At 63.3% G+C, this 16,094-nt stretch carries 11 protein-coding genes and 1 pseudogene; 5 read left to right on the top strand and 7 right to left on the bottom strand.

The window, feature by feature from the left end; translation table 11 throughout:
- Positions 1 to 27: 27 nt before the first annotated feature.
- Both AC1DOX_RS09845 and AC1DOX_RS09840 read right to left on the bottom strand, forming a co-directional pair.
- Complete coding sequence (locus AC1DOX_RS09845; RefSeq protein ID WP_441616163.1) at positions 28 to 789, bottom strand: SDR family NAD(P)-dependent oxidoreductase; 762 nt, start codon at positions 787 to 789, stop codon at positions 28 to 30.
- A gap of 41 nt (positions 790 to 830) precedes the next feature.
- Entirely contained in the window at positions 831 to 1,571 is a 741-nt protein-coding gene (locus AC1DOX_RS09840) for an SDR family oxidoreductase (protein WP_441616165.1), read from the bottom strand.
- 281 nt (positions 1,572 to 1,852) lie between these two features.
- On the opposite strand from AC1DOX_RS09840, the gene AC1DOX_RS09835 reads away from it, so the two are divergent.
- Complete coding sequence (locus tag AC1DOX_RS09835) at positions 1,853 to 2,746, top strand: AraC family transcriptional regulator (protein WP_441616879.1); 894 nt, start codon at positions 1,853 to 1,855, stop codon at positions 2,744 to 2,746.
- A gap of 129 nt (positions 2,747 to 2,875) precedes the next feature.
- On the opposite strand, the gene AC1DOX_RS09830 is transcribed toward AC1DOX_RS09835, so the two are convergent.
- Positions 2,876 to 3,349: an aminoacyl-tRNA deacylase gene (locus tag AC1DOX_RS09830; RefSeq protein WP_441616167.1), complete on the bottom strand. Its 474-nt coding sequence runs from the start codon at positions 3,347 to 3,349 to the stop codon at positions 2,876 to 2,878.
- 271 nt (positions 3,350 to 3,620) lie between these two features.
- Between AC1DOX_RS09830 and katG the strand changes: the two genes are divergently transcribed.
- Positions 3,621 to 5,801: a catalase/peroxidase HPI gene (gene katG, locus AC1DOX_RS09825; RefSeq protein ID WP_441616169.1), complete on the top strand. Its 2,181-nt coding sequence runs from the start codon at positions 3,621 to 3,623 to the stop codon at positions 5,799 to 5,801.
- Positions 5,802 to 5,952: 151 nt separating this feature from the next.
- Here katG and AC1DOX_RS09820 read toward each other — a convergent pair whose 3' ends face one another.
- Positions 5,953 to 7,632 (bottom strand): ABC-F family ATP-binding cassette domain-containing protein, encoded by a 1,680-nt coding sequence (locus AC1DOX_RS09820; RefSeq protein WP_441616171.1) that lies wholly within the window; start codon positions 7,630 to 7,632, stop codon positions 5,953 to 5,955.
- A gap of 273 nt (positions 7,633 to 7,905) precedes the next feature.
- Between AC1DOX_RS09820 and AC1DOX_RS09815 the strand changes: the two genes are divergently transcribed.
- Positions 7,906 to 8,208: a hypothetical protein gene (locus AC1DOX_RS09815; protein ID WP_092136949.1), complete on the top strand. Its 303-nt coding sequence runs from the start codon at positions 7,906 to 7,908 to the stop codon at positions 8,206 to 8,208.
- Positions 8,209 to 8,672: 464 nt separating this feature from the next.
- On the opposite strand, the gene AC1DOX_RS09810 is transcribed toward AC1DOX_RS09815, so the two are convergent.
- Complete coding sequence (locus AC1DOX_RS09810; RefSeq protein WP_441616174.1) at positions 8,673 to 9,554, bottom strand: PhzF family phenazine biosynthesis protein; 882 nt, start codon at positions 9,552 to 9,554, stop codon at positions 8,673 to 8,675.
- A gap of 147 nt (positions 9,555 to 9,701) precedes the next feature.
- On the opposite strand from AC1DOX_RS09810, the gene AC1DOX_RS09805 reads away from it, so the two are divergent.
- Together AC1DOX_RS09805 and AC1DOX_RS09800 are read left to right on the top strand one after the other, a co-directional pair.
- Entirely contained in the window at positions 9,702 to 10,331 is a 630-nt protein-coding gene (locus AC1DOX_RS09805) for a GntR family transcriptional regulator (RefSeq protein ID WP_477114005.1), read from the top strand.
- Positions 10,332 to 10,653: 322 nt separating this feature from the next.
- On the top strand, positions 10,654 to 13,494 hold the full coding sequence (locus AC1DOX_RS09800; RefSeq protein WP_441616176.1) for a TIR domain-containing protein: 2,841 nt from the start codon (positions 10,654 to 10,656) through the stop codon (positions 13,492 to 13,494).
- A 136-nt stretch (positions 13,495 to 13,630) separates the two neighbouring features.
- Here AC1DOX_RS09800 and AC1DOX_RS09795 read toward each other — a convergent pair whose 3' ends face one another.
- Together AC1DOX_RS09795 and AC1DOX_RS09790 are read right to left on the bottom strand one after the other, a co-directional pair.
- Positions 13,631 to 14,701, bottom strand: coding sequence for a porin (locus AC1DOX_RS09795; RefSeq protein ID WP_441616178.1), 1,071 nt, complete (start codon positions 14,699 to 14,701; stop codon positions 13,631 to 13,633).
- A gap of 86 nt (positions 14,702 to 14,787) precedes the next feature.
- Positions 14,788 to 16,050: pseudogene (locus AC1DOX_RS09790) on the bottom strand (malic enzyme-like NAD(P)-binding protein); the annotation flags it as partial.
- Between the last annotated feature and the right edge of the window lie 44 nt (positions 16,051 to 16,094).

Below are 16,094 nucleotides of genomic sequence, written 5' to 3'. Positions count from 1 at the left end.
GGGTTGAAGTTGAATCGGGCAACGTCTTCAGGGCAATGCGACGCTCATGCCCCCGTCGGCCATCACGACGGCGCCGACGATGAAACTGGCCTTCTCCGATGCCAGGAATGCAATCACCTCTGCAATCTCCGTTGGCTGGGCCGCGCGGCGGATGGGCGCCTTCTTGCCGTGTTCGGCCAGGAACGCCTGGCCGTCGGCATGGATGTGGTTGGTGATGTTGGTGATGACGTCGCCGGAACCCACCGCATTGACGCGAATGCCGTGCTCGATGGCTTCGAGCGACAACGCCCGGGTCAATTGCGCCAGCGCGCCCTTCGAGGCCGCGTAGGCCGCGATCAGGGGGAAAGCCTGATAGCACGCGTACGAGCCCACGTTGACGATGGCGCCAGCCTTCGCCGGCACCATCGCGCGCATCGCTTCGCGAGAGAACAGGAAAGCGCCCGTGGCATTGACGGCCTGGATGCTGTTCCAGTCTTCGAGCGACATATCCACGACGCGCTTGTTGATGATGATCGCGGCGTTGTTGACGAGGATGTCGAGCTTGCCAAACCGGTCGATGGCCGTCGATACCGCTTGCACTGCGCTTTCCTCGCGCGCCACGTCGGCGACGAGGGGGACGATGCCGGGGCGAGCCAGGGCTTCGACGTTGGCACTGCGTCCAACGGCGATCACGTTCGCCCCCTCGGCATGCAGTAGTTCCGTGGTGGCCAGGCCGATGCCGCTGGCCGCGCCGGTAACGATGGCGACCTTGCCCGAGAAGGCACCGGTTGCCGGATTGCGTGATGTCATGATGGTCTCCGTGATCGGATTGCGTGATACGTGGCAGGTATTCAGAACGGGCTGGCCGTGGGCCGTACGACGATCTCGCTGACGTCCACGTCGGCCGGCTGCTCCACGGCGTAGGCGATCGCGCGGGCGATGGCATCGGGCGTGATGGCGATGCGGCGGAACTCCTGCATGGCCGAACGTGCGGTGTCGTCGGAGATCGAGTCGGCCAGTTCGGACTCCACGACGCCCGGGCAGATGACCGTCACGCGGATCTTGTCCGTCTCCTGGCGCAGCCCATCGGAAATGGCGCGCACGGCAAACTTGGTGGCGCAGTAGACGGCTGCGGTCGGCGACACGGACAGGCCACCGATCGACGAGATATTGATGATCTGACCCTGGCCTTGCTGCTCCATCGTTGGCAGGACGGCAGCGATGCCATGCAGTACGCCACGGATGTTCACGTCGATCATCCGGTTCCACTCGTTGACCTTCAGTGCGTTCAGCGGCGAGAGCGGCATCACGCCGGCATTGTTGATGAGCACGTCGATGCGGCCGAAGGCATCGAGTGCGAATCGCGCAAATGCGGCGACGTCATCCGCCGAGGTGACGTCGAGTGCGCGATAGCGGACGCTACCGCCAGCTGCCTGCAGCGATTCGGTCAGCTCGACGAGCCTGTCGGTGCGGCGTGCGCCAATCACAAGCTGATGGCCTTGCGCGGCGAGCGATCGGGCGGCGCCCTCGCCAATGCCGCTGCTGGCGCCGGTGATCAGGATGACCTTCGACTCGTTGGATGGGATTGCCATCTTGCATACTCCTATTGTCGGTTCGGATTGGGTGGCTTCGGTCCGCGATTGCCAGCGGAACAAGCCTTGCCGGTTGCGGCCTGCAAGAAAGCGATACGTTTCGTCGGCCGGTGAATGAATGGTAGAGACGACGCTCCCCGAGGCGAATACACGGACCGATGCCGTTATTGCCTATTCCTATTGACTCCGGTGGTACGCGGGATGTTGGGGGGCTAGAATGGCGTCCATCGCGACACAAGGAGAGAGCGGTGTCGAACGTCCGCAATTCTGCTTCCACCCGGATGGTCCGTCTGCTTGAGAGACTGGCGCCCAACGAGGGTTACACCCAGTCCGCGCTCGACAGCGTGCGGCTGATGCGTTCCGATCGCCCGCTGGGGCGCACGCCTGTGCTGTACGAGCCGAGCATCGTGATTGTTTGCCAGGGGCGCAAGCTCGGATTCCTGGGCAACGAGGTGTATGTCTACGATGCGCAGCACTACCTCGTGCTGTCCGTGCCGCTACCGTTCTCGACGGAGACGCAGGCCTCGCCGCAGGAGCCCATGCTTGCGGTGTCCATCCGTCTGGACCTGATCGAACTTAGCGAGCTGATTACGCAGATCGGTGCCGACGGGCATCATCCCGAAGCGCCCCCGACCGGCATCGCATCCACGCGGCTGGAGGGAGACCTTGCCGGCGCCACGATACGGTTGCTGGAAGCATTGACGGCACCGCTCGATGCGCAGGTGCTGGGGCCGGGCATCGTGCGAGAAATCTGCTATCGCGTGCTGACAGGGGAGCAAGGCGGGGCAATGCGTGCCGCGCTTGCGCATCACGGCCGGTTTGGACGTGTGGCGCGGGCACTCAAGCGGATTCACACCGACTACGCGACGCCACTCAACGTCGCGCGTCTTGCCGAGGAGGCCGGCATGAGCGTGCCGGCGTTTCACGCCAACTTTCGCACGGTGACGCAGACATCTCCGATCCAGTACATCAAGTCCACCCGCCTTCATCAGGCGCGCTTGCTGATGATCCGCGACGGCGTGACCGCCGCGGCGGCGGCGGGACGCGTCGGCTACGAAAGCGCGTCCCAGTTCAGTCGGGAGTTCAAGCGCCTGTTTGGCCGGACGCCAATCGAGGAAGTGCGCGACATGCGCGAGTCGTTCACGCTATCGCCGGCGGTCAGCTTCGGCACGTAGGCACGCTCTAGGCGGCCAGGAAAGCGGTCGGTGCGAGGTGGCTGCTGCTGGGGCGGCTCTGGAGGAGAGCCGCCCAGATAATCGGAGAGCAAGGCGCCGCAGGCAGATTCTTCCGTTTGCGTTCCGGCCCTACATGTCCCGGTGCGCAAAATGCCCGCGCCGTGCGTCGGCCATCAAGTCGACGAATTGCTCGATGCTCATGTGCACCAGTTCCTGGTGGTCGCCCGCTTCGAAGTAGACGTCCGGGTGTGTCAGCAGACTGTCGTCCAGCCAGGTCTGCGTGCCGTATGCCATGCCGACCGGCGGGATTGCCCCGAGGTTGCAGTCCCTGAACACTTCGCGCACGCCGTTTTCATGCGCAAGCGTAAGCTTGCGGCCGGTCTGCTCGCGGAGCTCCGATAGTTTCAGGTGGTGCGTGGAAGGGATGACGGCTGTGAGATAGCCGCGGCTGTCTTCCAGCAGGACGGTCTTGGCCAGTCGGTCTCCGGGAACGTGCTCCGCCCGCGCGGCAGCCATGCTGCTGGGGCTGCCGGGGTGACGCACGGTGTCAAACCGACTCTGCTTGTTGCGCAAGCATCTTGCCAGCGTGGTAGCCATGGTCATGATTGCATCCTCCGACGCGCTCATCGCGACTGTTGTCCGAATGCAAACAACTATAGACGCCTCCCCAAGTGGCAGAGTCGGCCCGAATTCAATGGCGGTCATAGCTGGAATCAATGGAACGGGGCGGAATCGCGTTCTAGGATGGTATTGCAACTGTGATGTCCAAATCAGTCTGGAAAATCCGAACACTGTCCCCCAAGACCAGTCCCCACTGACGGCGACGAGCTACGGCGCGGTGTTACGTTGAGTTCAAGCGACCAAGGAGACACGCATGACGACCGAAGCGAAGTGCCCGTTTCTTCATCCCGCTGGCGCCGGCCGATCACTGAAGGAGTGGTGGCCAGAGCGGCTTAATCTGCATATCCTGCGCCAGAACTCCGCGCCGTCAGATCCGATGGGCAAGGAGTTCAACTACGCGAAGGAGTTCAGCAGCCTGGACCTGGCGGCCGTGAAGAAGGATCTGGAGGCGCTGATGACCGACTCGCAGCCTTGGTGGCCGGCGGACTTCGGTCACTACGGCCCGTTGTTCGTCCGCATGGCATGGCATGCCGCAGGTACTTACCGCATCGGCGACGGGCGCGGTGGCGTGGGGGCAGGCCAGCAGCGCTTCGCACCCACCAATAGTTGGCCTGACAACGTCGGTCTCGACAAGGCGCGCAGATTGATCTGGCCGATCAAGCAAAAGTACGGTCGAAAGCTCTCATGGGGCGACCTCATCGTCCTCACCGGCAACGTCGCGCTGGAGTCGATGGGATTCAAGACCTTCGGGTTCGCCGGCGGGCGAGAGGACGTCTACGAGCCGGACGAATCCGTCTACTGGGGGAACGAAGACAAGTGGCTGGGCGACAAGCGTTACAGCGGCAACCGGAACCTCGAAAATCCACTTTCCGCAGTGCAGATGGGGTTGATCTACGTGAATCCGGAAGGCCCGAATGGCAACCCGGACCCCCTTGCGGCAGCCATAGATATTCGCGAGACCTTCCGCCGCATGGCGATGGACGACGAAGAGACCGTTGCGCTGATCGCGGGCGGCCACGCCTTCGGCAAGACGCATGGCGCTGGTCCGGCATCTCACGTGGGGGCCGAGCCTGAGGCTTGCGGCCTAGAGGAACAGGGCCTCGGCTGGCGCAGCAGCTTCGCCACGGGCAAGGGCGGAGACACCATCACCAGCGGGCTGGAAGTCATCTGGACCACCACACCGACGCGGTGGAGCAACGACTACTTCAAACACCTGTTCGAATATGAATGGGAGCTGACGAAGAGCCCGGCCGGCGCGAATCAGTGGAAGCCGAAGGGCGACGCGGGCGCCGGCACCGTGCCAGATCCCGCCGATCCGTCGAAGCGTCGTTCGCCGTCCATGCTGACGACTGACCTTTCGCTGCGGCTCGACCCGGTCTACGAGAAGATATCGCGGCGGTTCTACGAGCATCCGGAGCAACTGGCCGATGCATTTGCCCGTGCGTGGTTCAAGCTGACGCACCGCGACATGGGGCCGCGCGCACGTTATCTCGGCCCCGAAGTCCCGAAGGAAGAACTCCTCTGGCAGGACCCCATCCCGCCGGTCGACCATCCGCTGATCGATGCACAGGATGTTGCAGCGCTCAAGGCCAAGGTGCTGGCTTCGGGCCTGACCATCCCGCAACTGGTATCGACAGCGTGGGCATCGGCCTCGACGTTCCGCGGATCGGACAAGCGGGGCGGCGCCAACGGCGCCCGCATCCGCCTTGCGCCGCAGAAGGACTGGGACGTCAACCAGCCTGCCGAACTGAAGAAGGTTCTGACCACGCTGGAGGGCATCCAGGGAGAGTTCAACAAGGCACAGTCCGGCGGCAAGAAAGTCTCGCTGGCCGACCTGATCGTGCTGGCGGGGTGCGCGGGGGTCGAGCAAGCGGCGAAGAATGCCGGCCACAATGTCACGGTGCCGTTCTCGCCGGGACGCATGGACACCTCGCAGGAAAAGACCGACCTCGATGCCATGGTCGTGCTCGAACCGGTCGCGGACGGGTTCCGTAACTACCTGCAAGGCAAGTTCTCGATCCCGTCCGAGGCGTTGCTGGTCGACAAGGCGCAACTGCTGAAGCTGACGGTGCCGGAGATGACGGTGCTGGTGGGCGGCATGCGGGTGCTGGACGCCAACTTCGGCAAGTCTCAGCACGGCGTCTTCACGAAACGCCCCGGCACGCTGACCAACGACTTCTTCGTGAACCTGCTCGACATGGGCACGGAGTGGAAAGCCCTGTCGGAGGAAAAGGACGTGTTCGAAGGATGCGACCGCAAGACAGGTGCGCCGAGATGGACCGGCACGCGAGTCGATCTGGTCTTTGGCTCGAACTCCGAGCTTCGGGCAGTTTCCGAGGTGTATGGCGGCTCGGATGCGCAGGAGAAGTTCGTCCAGGACTTTGTGGCAGCGTGGAACAAGGTGATGAACCTGGACCGCTTCGACCTCAAGTGACATCAGAGGCAAGGCCGCAGTAACGATGGGGCCGGTCGCAAGACCGGCTCCAGAATGCGCTATATGGCGCCAAAGTTCGTAGCAGTCACGAGGCGCTCAATAGCGGCCTTCACGCGGAATCCTGTAAAGCTCACGCCTGGGTCCCGCCATTTCAGGCGATGACCTTCTGCTCCTCGGCAGGCTGCTCGCGCATGCGACGGGCTTCGTCGCGCAGGAACTGCTGGTAATCGTCCAGATCGCCGTCGAAGGGCTCGACGCCGCCCTTGGTGACCAGCCAGAACTCGTCACATACGGCGCGCAGTAGGGCCCGGTCGTGGCTGACCAGCATCACTGTGCCTTCGAATTCGTTGAGCGCCATGCCTAGCGCTTCGCGGGTGGACAGGTCGAGGTGGTTGGTAGGCTCGTCGAGCAACAGCAGGTTGGGGCGCTGCCACACGATCATGCACAACACGAGCCGCGCCTTCTCGCCGCCGCTCATCGTGCTAACCGCCTGGTGGACCATGTCGCCGCTGAAGTTGAAGGTGCCGAGGAAGGTGCGAAGCGATTGTTCGGTGCCACTCTGGCCGGGGGCGCGCATGTGCGCCGGCGTGTCCTTGGCAAGGCGGATCATGTGTTCCATCGGCGTGTCGAGCGGGCGCAGCACGTCGAGCTCCTGCTGTGCGAAGTAGCCGATATTCAGGCCTTTGCCTTCGCTGATTTCGCCGCCAATCGGCGCCAACGCGTGCGCCACCGTCTTCACCAGCGTGGACTTGCCCTGGCCGTTGGCACCGAGAATGCCGATGCGCTGCCCGGCCAGCACGGAACGGTTGATGCCCCGCACGATGACCGTGGGCGGCGTGCCCGGCAGTGCGCCGGTCGGCGCCGGGTAGCCGAAGCTCGCGTCCAGCATCGACAACAGCGGGTTCGGGACGTTGAGCGGCTCCTTGAACTCGAAGTTGAACTCTGCGTCGGCAAGCACCGGTGCGATCTTCTCCATGCGTTCGAGCGCCTTGACCCGGCTCTGCGCCTGCTTCGCCTTCGAGGCCTTGGCCTTGAAACGGTCGATGAATTTCTGCAGGTGGGCGATCTTGTCCGCCTGCTTGGCCATCGCGGCCTGCTGCAATACCAGCTGCTCGGCGCGCATGTCCTCGAACTTGCTGTAGTTGCCGCCATAACGCACGAGCTTGGCGTTGTCGACGTGCACCGTCACCTGCGTCACCGCGTCGAGGAATTCGCGGTCGTGGCTGATCACCACCAGGGTTCCTTGATAGCGCTTGAGCCAGGCTTCCAGCCAGACCAGCGCGTCGAGGTCGAGGTGATTGGTCGGTTCGTCGAGCAGCAGCAGGTCGGACGGGCACATGAGCGCGCGCGCCAGTTGCAGTCGCATGCGCCAGCCGCCGGAGAAGCTGTTGACCGGCTGGTCAAGCTGCGCTGCAGTGAATCCCAAGCCCAGGATCAGCGCCTGGGCACGCGCGGGGGCATCGTGTGCACCGGCGTCGTGCAGGGCCATGTAGGCGTGCGCCATGCGCATGCCGTCGTCGCTGGCCTCGGCGGCGGCTACTTCGGCCTGCGCGGCCAACAGCACAGTGTCACCCTCGACTACGAAGTCCGTCGCGCTCTGCGCGGTCTCCGGCATCTCCTGCGCGACCTGGCCCATCTTCCATGCAGCGGGAATCGAGAACTCGCCGCTGTCTTCGTGCAGCGTGCCGTTGAGAAGGGCGAAGAAGGACGACTTGCCGGCGCCATTGCGGCCGACAAGGCCAATCTTTTCGCCGGGGTTGAAGGTAACGGACGCGCGGTCGAGTACGACATTGACGCCGCGACGCAGCGTGACATTACGGATGGAAATCATAGGGAGCTACTTCGGAGGGGATTGGCATGATAGCCGACCGGACGTGCGGGGCTGTCTCTTTTCTGGCCGCACGCGTGAAAAGCCGCTTGCGCTTTGCGGCGGTCGCCGGCCACAAGGCCGCAGTGGCCCCAACCTGCGGCCGATAACTGCCATCGCCAGCAATAGCCGGCGTCGGAAGGACTTCAAACGTATTAACATGGGAATGAGCAGGTGTTGCGGCTGCTCGCGCTGATGACGTCCACGCCACGATCCTCCGCGTGATGGGAGAAACACATGGCAACTTACGAGTTCAAGGACAAGGATCTCCAGTTCCTGGCTCAGGGCGCTGACTGCTGTTTTGCGTCTCCTGACACGGCTTTCGTTGAATGCGCAGACAGCCATCCGGCGTTCATGGTGACATGGCCGGAGGTCGGATCGCCGATGATGAGCCTTAAGGTGCAGATTCGGGCAAGTCAGTACGCCAGCTACCTGACGGATCCGTTCAGGGGACGAGAAGTCCTGCGCAAGGCAGTCGAAGATCGCCTTGCACTGATCCACACAGTGAAAAGCGGACTGCTCCTCGCTCCCGATATCTAGGAGCTTATGTTCTGACGGAATCGCTTACGTGCGGAGGCTGCGAGGCGAGCGGTCGACGTCGTCCGTTAATGCCCCAACAAAAAAGCACCTTCTACAGGTGCTCGGCGCTTCCAGCCATGGGGGGCGTCCGAACCGGGTCAGCAATTTATGATCCGGCTCGGACCTGCAGGCATATGTGGCCTGCACGATCACGCTTCAACCAGCAAACTATCCGGGAAACATGATCGATTCGCTGACCTACCTTCGCTTTACGAGAGCGTGTCTCAGTCAGCACTGTAATTTTAGGGCAGCCGGCGAATAGGTCAACCTGAATCCGGTTGTGCTGATATCGTCGCGGGCGTGCCCGGACGATGTTCCACTGACCGATGAAATCCTGGAGGCGTGCCGTAACGAGATCCTTTCGTCATTGGAACGCGGCTAAGGGACAGGCAACTGAAAGGCAACTGAATGCCGCCGAAGACTGATCACGCAGTGAGCGTGCCGTTGATGCACGTGACCGACTGTCCACCGACGCGGATGACACGATCCCCCTCGAAGTTCACGATCAACTTGCCTGCGCGGCCCACGGCGGCGCCTTGCGTAGCCACATAAGTGGAACCAAACGTCTCGATCTGACCGGCGTCGCGAATGAACGCAGCCACGGAGCCGTTGCCGCTGCCGCACACTGGGTCTTCGTTCACGCCAACGCTGGGCGCAAACGCACGTACCTCGATGGCTGCCCCAGAGCCTGCGCCATAGGCTCCATACACTACGATGCCGATGGACTGATTGCGCCTATCGAACTCGGCCATCCGGGCGAAGTCCGGTCGCAGGTCCAGGACGGCCTGTGCACTCGCGAGCTGCACAATCGTCCAGACCGGTCCCACATTGACGAACTTTGGCGTGTGCTCACGCAGCACGGGCGCGCCGAGGATGGATTCCATCTCATCGACCTGGGCGGGGACCATCGGCATCAGGCGGGGCTCGGGCAGGTTGAAGGCAATGACCGGGCTGGCGCCTTCACACATCGTGACGGTCAACTCGATCAGGCCGGCACCGCACTCCTGGATCAGCTTGCCGTCCCTGGGCGCGATCTTGCGTGCTTCGATGAGAGCGTGGGCTGTACCCAGTGTGGGGTGACCTGCGAACGGCAGTTCGGATTGTGGCGTGAAGATGCGCACGCGGTAGTCTGCGCCGGCCTGCGTTGGCGGCAGCACGAAGGTCGTCTCGGAAAGATTCGTCCAGTTGGCTATGCGCTGCATCTCGTCCGAAGTCAATTCCTGGGCTTCCAGGACGACGGCTACGGGGTTGCCGCGGTAAGGGGTGCTGGTGAAAACGTCGACTTGCTTGAAGGGAACAGTGGACATGGGTCTGCTTTCCAAAAAATGGGGTCCGAGTGTGATGCCCAGTGACTCGCGCAAACGTCGACAGCAATACTGGCCCAGATGCCTGCGGTCCGCGCTCCGCCAACAATGCCGAAATATTAGGATTGATCAAGCGGGACCGCAGGGAGCCTGTATGAAGCGCTGGCAGACGAATTAACTGCCGCGATCCGGTCCGGACGCCTGCCTGCTGGCTCCAGCTTGCTGTCTCTGCGCGAATGCGCCGCGCAGCGCAAGCTCAGCCTCAATACGGTGAACGCGGCCTATCGGTTGCTGGAGGATCGTGGGCTAATCGCTGCCCGACCCCAGTCGGGCTTCTACGTGCGTAGCGAGCTGGCGGAGCCCGAATTCGCATTCCGCCGAATCGCCAAGGACGTCATGAGCCCCGCACAGGTGGATCTTATGACCTCCGTACTACAGGCCCAGCAGCAGCCTGGCCACATCGATTTGGCATTCGCCGGCCCGCGCGGCAAGAGGTTCTATCCGGGCGAGCGCTTGGCGCGCATCACCAGCTCAGTCCTGTGCAGACATGGCGAAATTGTCGCCACCTACGCGCTGCCGCCTGGCTCGCTGCTTTTGCGCGAACAGATCGCCCAGCGCAGCTCGCGGCTGGGGATGGATCTCACGGCGGACTGCATTGTGTTGACACATGGCGCGATGGAGGCTCTCCACCTTGCGCTGCGTGCGGTCACGCAGGCGGTCGACTACGTCGGCATCGAAGCGCCGTCGTACTTCAACATCTACCCGTTGCTACATCGGTGACCCTGTGCGTGCTGACCGAGTCACTTCCTGTGTGTTGGTCGTTGTGAACGCTCCGGCGGCGCGCGAACGGGAATCCGGTGTCCGCCCTGGCGCGGCAAGCGGGCGTCGAGCCTGAAAATGCCGTGCAGATCAGACTGAAACGGCGCGCAGTTGCACTTTGCTGGCGGTCCTCTACGCTGCTTGCATTGCCCGGACCGCCCTCACGTGCGTCCCGGGCAAGTACGTAAGAAGAATGCAACGTAGCGGGAGCGCCTGCGATGAGACTGACGCCGCGATGTCCGCCTAGGCGACGCGTTGCGAACAGCGGCGGACCTTGGTGACGATGTCAGTCTTCATTTCCTATTCGCGTCGTAACACCGACTTCGTCCGTCGCCTGCACGAGGGCATGGTTGCGCACGGCCGCGAAACCTGGGTTGACTGGGAGGGGATCCCGCCGACGGCCGACTGGATGAACGAAATCCACGCGGCGATCGACGCGGCCGAGGCCGTCGCGTTCGTGTTGAGTCCGGATTCAATCAAGAGCGCGGTCTGCCTTCAGGAGCTTGAGTATGCTCTCGCCCAGAACAAGCGGTTGATCCCGCTCGTCTGCCAGGAGGTCAATCCGAGCGAGACGCCACCGGCGCTGGCCCGGCTGAACTGGGTGTTCTTCACTGGTGACGATTTCGACAGGGCCTTGCAGACGCTGCTGTCCGCAGTCGATACCGATCTGGACTGGGTAAAGGCACACACACGACTGCTGGTACGCGCGGCCGAGTGGGATCGAAAGGCGCGCGAACCCAGTCTTGCATTGCGGGGCGCCGACCTGAAGGCGGCCGAGCAATGGCTCACCGAAGGTCCGACGAAGTCTCCACCGCCCACCGAGCTACAGACGCGCTACGTCATCGAGAGTCGCCGCCTGGCGGTCAGGCGGCGAACCTTCCTGCTCTCTGGTGTCGGCGTGGCCTTGATCGCTTCGGCTGTGCTGGGCACCCTGTTCCTGCTTCAGCGCAAGGAATCAGGCCGTCAGGAAGCGGTCGCTGTTTCACGCCGCCTGGCTGCGGTCGCCGAGCGCGTACAGGACGCCCCCCTCGAGTATTCAGACGATGCAAGTCGATTGCACCTCGGTGTGCAGTTGGCCGCGGAGGCGTTGCGACGCGTCGATGCCGTGGGTGAACGGTCAGTCGAAGCCGACCGGGTGCTCCGAGCCGCGGTGGCGCGTCTGCCACAGCGCATTGCGCAGCTTGGAGGCGACGATGCCTTGCGTATCGACGCCCTCGCATTCCGTGGCGGAGCCGAGCTCGTCGCCGCCAGCAAAGCGATGTCGGCCAGCGTTATCTGGCGCCTGGACGACTCGAAACCCGTCGGGGGAGGGAAGGGCACGGCCACGGCCAACGCCGTCGTGCTCAGTCCTGACGGCGGCGCCCTGGCGACGATCGAGCCGAAGCATCCCGAAGGTCCGGTTGCCGTGCGTGAGGCCCGCAGCCACGCGCTCAAGGTGCGCATCAGGGAATCGACGGACGCTGTGGACGTTGCGCTTGCGTCTGGCGCTACCTATGCGCTCGTGACGCAGGAGAAGTGGCTTCCCGACAAGAACAGCTACGAGCCGCCCGTGTCGACACTCTGGCAACTGCTGTCTGATGGGCACGATGCGCGGGAGATCGTGAAGCTGCCGTCGATTTTCGGCCCGGTGTTCAGTCCCGACGGTGCCTACCTCGCAGCCCTCGGCAAGGACTACGAACCCTTGATCTGGTCGGTCGAGCGACTGAGCAAGGGCGACCCGTTACCCTTGCGCTCTCTGGCGGCCGATGCGCCGCTGGCTGGACGGCCACTCTTTAGCCCCGATGGCCGGTATCTGGCGATCTCCTACGGCGAGAACCCAAACCGCATTGGCGTCTGGGCCGTTTCCGATTGGTCGAGGGTCTACGACCTGCCCGCGCCGGAGGCATCCCACCTGATCGCCGTCGCGCCCGGTGGTCGCTATGTGGCCCTGGCCGCGGAGCATGGCAGCGCGTCTCTGGTGCGCGTGTTTGACAGCGAGCACCAGTGCGAGGTCACGCAGACGCTCGCCGGGACGACCGACCCCGTGGTTGCGTTCGCCGCCGCTGGACGCAGATTGGCCCTCGGCGCCGCCAATCGTGTCGCCATCTTCGAGTTCCCGTCGGGCTGTGGCGATGAAAGGCAATTCGACTCACTCACCGGTGCAGTCGAGGTCGCTTTCTCGGCCGACGAAAGACAACTGCACGTCGTCGCGCGTTCGGGCGAAGGACTTGCGCTGCAGCGCGTGGAGGTGTCCGGCGCGCGAGTCCTGTCCACCACGCCGCTGGGATCGGCCGTCGTCCTGCAATTCAGCGGGGATGGTAGCGCGCTGGCGCTCGCGTCCGACAATCGGGTTCGGCTCGTCGATGTCGCGACCGGCCGCGAGCGCGCCAGCGTCACCTCGACTGACGTCGTGGCAGCGCTCGCCCTGAGCGCGGATGCGGGCTACCTGGCCGCGGCTACCCGGGGCAAGGTACTCCAGGTCTGGAGCGGGGCGTCCCTGCATGAGCTGCCGTCGGCGCCGCTGCCCGAACCGCTCGATTCAAGCGCCGGTTCGCTTGCCATCGATCCACGGCGTGTCGTCGCCATTACACGGAGCGAGGCGAGGCGAATTGGGGAACCGCTCAGCCTGGAGTCGTGGACGCTGCCGGCGATGGCGCATGCCGCGACGCCAGTCGGGCAGGATCGAGGCGGCTTTGCTGCGAACGTCTGCGGTCTGAGCAAAGGCGGCGGCCGCGTCGCCATCAATGCGGGCGTATCAGGGATCCGGGTGCGCGAAACGGCGTCAGGACAGGACATCGCGATTCTGGACGATCCTGGCAAGAACCGGCGCTGCACGTTCAGCGCGGACGAACGCTACCTTGCAGTGGAGACCGGGGGATTCATACGGATCTGGGATGTGGGCGGCCAGATCGAAGTCGCACAGCTCAGGGCGTCCGCAGGCGTGCGCTCCTTCGCTTTCAGTCCCGGCGGCCGGTACCTGGCTGCCGTGCTTGAGAATGGAAACCTGGGGCGATGGCTGCTTCGTCCTCGGGATCTGATCGAGGACGCCTGTGCGCGACTGCCGGAAAGAATCTCGCAGGATAACTGGGAGCGATATGTCGGGAGCACGCCCTACATCGAATTGTGTCCCAGGCTCGCCAAATAAGGGGTGTAGTGGAATCTCGGTGGAACGTCCGGCCCCGCGGATCCAACGCATGCAGTAGCCGAATCACGTACATGGGGGAACGCAGGCGAGACCGACGTGCTCTCCCGCCAGTCTCGCCCCTGCAAATGCGGCGTGCCTAGAATCGATGCCGCATCCCGGCGCCAAAGGTCTCGGCGTGCGATTGACCGGTCACGCGGTCATAGAAGTACGCGGCATACAGATCGGTCCGCTTGGACACGTTGTAGTCGTAGGCAATCGCCGCCGTATGCCGGCCCATCGCGGCCGTGTCATTGCGCGTATTGGCATAGGCATATGAAGCCAGCACGTTGCCCGCGCCCATCGGGACCAAAACACCAGCCTGCCCATTGGCATGGCGGATATCGCCTTGTGCGCCATTGACAGCCGTACGAATGTACTGGGCCTGCCCAAATACCTTGGCGACGCCAAAGTCGTAGCTCAGGCCAAACTGGGCGGCCGTCTGCTTGTCGAAGCCGGCCAATGCCGCGGGTGGAGCGGTGACATCGCCAGGGACGATATTGAACTTGGCCTGCTGGACCGCCGCCGTTGCCGCAAACGCCCCGTTGAAGTAGGTCACATTGCCGCCAAACTTGTTTTGTCCCGTGCTTCCAGGCTGCTCGCCAAACGCATAGATCAGGTTTACCGTCAGGCCGCCAAAGTTTGGCGATGAGTACACAACGGAGTTCGACCAACCCGAGTCACCAATGATGCCGGGATCGAATACACGTCCATCAGTGGCCGTCTTGTACGTCTGGAAGATGGAAGGCCCGAAGTTGTAGGAGTCGACCAGCGGATTGAACAGGATCGTCGAAAGAAAGTACGGCGTTGTGTTTCGCCCCAGCCTGACCGTACCGTAGCCCGAGGATTGCAGTCCCACGTAGGAACTGCGCGTCAGGAATCCGTCAGCGTCGGATCGGCCGAAGCGCCCGGTGTCGACGCGATAGTAGCCATTCAGGTCGAAGATTGCCTTCAGGCCGCTGCCCAGATCCTCGGATCCGCGCATGCCCCAATAGGAAGTCTGCATGCCGCCAGCCCCCAGGATCGCTGCACGGTCTCCACCCGAGGCTTTCGTGGAGCCGACAAAGGCGTCCACCTGGCCATAGAGCGTGACGCTCGATTGCGCCAACGCAGGCTGAATCAGCCCTGCCGCCAGCGCTGTGGCGGCAAGGGATCGGTTCAATTGATGCATGGTCTCCTCCTTCTTTTTTAGGAACGTTGTTGAGTTTGCTGAGAACGCTGCGGTGATCAACCCGAAAACACGAAGCGTCGTGCAGCGAGTTGCGAGCGATAGGCCGCCATGTCGACAATCGGGCGTCGTGCCACGCCGGCATCCATGGCTGCCTGGGCCACGGCAGGCGCGAGATGCGTAATGAGGCGGGGGTCGAATGGCTTCGGAATCAGGTACTCGGCGCCGAATTCAAACGATTGGCCGGGATAGGCACTGGCAACCTCCTGGCCGGGCGCTTCCTCTGCCAACGCGGCCAGGGCGTGCACGCACGCCATCTTCATCGACTCGGTGATCGTTGTTGCGCCGACGTCGAGCGCGCCACGGAAGATGAACGGGAAGCACAGCACGTTGTTCACCTGGTTGGGATAGTCCGAGCGACCGGTCGCAATGACGCAATCGGGGCGCACCTTGCGTGCTGCCTCAGGGCGAATCTCGGGTTCGGGATTGGCGAGTGCGAGAATCAACGGGCGCGCATGCATGCCACGCAGCATGTCGGGCTTGAGCACACCGGCACTTGAGCAACCCAGGAATACGTCGGCATCTTCCAGCGCCTGGCCCAGCGTGCGCGCCAGATAGGTCGTTCCATCCTGGGCGTAGCGGCGCTTGCCTGGTTCGAGTGCTTCGCGCTCGGACAGAATCACGCCGCGCGAATCCAGTACGGCGATATGCTCACGACGCAGTCCAAGACTGACCAGCAGGTCAAGGCACGCTACGGCCGCGGCACCGGCGCCTGAGCAAACCAGCTTCACGTTGTCGATAGACTTGCCGACGACCTTGAGGCCATTCAGGATGGCTGCGGCAGCAATGATGGCGGTGCCATGCTGGTCATCGTGGAATACCGGGATGTGCATCCGTTCCCGCAGCGCCTGCTCGATGTAGAAGCACTCCGGTGCCTTGATGTCCTCCAGATTGATGCCACCGAACGTCGGCTCCATCATGGCGATGGCGTCGACGAGTTTGTCCGGATCCGTTTCAGACAGTTCGAGGTCGAACACATCGATATCGGCGAACGCCTTGAAGAGGCAGGCCTTCCCCTCCATCACCGGCTTGGCGGCAAGTGGACCGATATTGCCAAGCCCCAGCACTGCGGTGCCGTTGGTGATCACACCAACAAGATTGTTGCGCGCCGTATAGTGCCGCGCCTCCTGCGGATCGGCGTGGATGGCTTCGCACGCGATGGCGACACCGGGGGAGTAGGCCAGCGCGAGATCGGCCTGATTGGCAAGTGGTTTGGTGGGCGCGATGGAGATCTTGCCGGGTGTCGAGGCGCGATGGTATTCGAGTGCGCGTTGCTTGAATGCGTCGTCCATGGGGGGTTTCAGAAAATGCGGGCAAAAGGAGGCCACCGCCCGTG

This window comes from Cupriavidus sp. 01L415 (assembly GCF_056400065.1).
This window is presented reverse-complemented; position numbering and strand designations above follow the sequence as displayed.

Excerpts from the sequence above, each read along its gene's own strand:
- AC1DOX_RS09845 (WP_441616163.1), bottom strand. The coding sequence starts at position 789 with ATGACATCACGCAATCCGGCAACCGGTGCCTTCTCGGGCAAGGTCGCC.
- AC1DOX_RS09840 (WP_441616165.1), bottom strand. The coding sequence starts at position 1,571 with ATGGCAATCCCATCCAACGAGTCGAAGGTCATCCTGATCACCGGCGCC.
- AC1DOX_RS09835 (WP_441616879.1), top strand. The coding sequence starts at position 1,853 with ATGGTCCGTCTGCTTGAGAGACTGGCGCCCAACGAGGGTTACACCCAG.
- AC1DOX_RS09830 (WP_441616167.1), bottom strand. The coding sequence starts at position 3,349 with ATGACCATGGCTACCACGCTGGCAAGATGCTTGCGCAACAAGCAGAGT.
- katG (WP_441616169.1), top strand. The coding sequence starts at position 3,621 with ATGACGACCGAAGCGAAGTGCCCGTTTCTTCATCCCGCTGGCGCCGGC.
- AC1DOX_RS09820 (WP_441616171.1), bottom strand. The coding sequence starts at position 7,632 with ATGATTTCCATCCGTAATGTCACGCTGCGTCGCGGCGTCAATGTCGTA.
- AC1DOX_RS09815 (WP_092136949.1), top strand. The coding sequence starts at position 7,906 with ATGGCAACTTACGAGTTCAAGGACAAGGATCTCCAGTTCCTGGCTCAG.
- AC1DOX_RS09810 (WP_441616174.1), bottom strand. The coding sequence starts at position 9,554 with ATGTCCACTGTTCCCTTCAAGCAAGTCGACGTTTTCACCAGCACCCCT.
- AC1DOX_RS09800 (WP_441616176.1), top strand. The coding sequence starts at position 10,654 with ATGTCAGTCTTCATTTCCTATTCGCGTCGTAACACCGACTTCGTCCGT.
- AC1DOX_RS09795 (WP_441616178.1), bottom strand. The coding sequence starts at position 14,701 with ATGCATCAATTGAACCGATCCCTTGCCGCCACAGCGCTGGCGGCAGGG.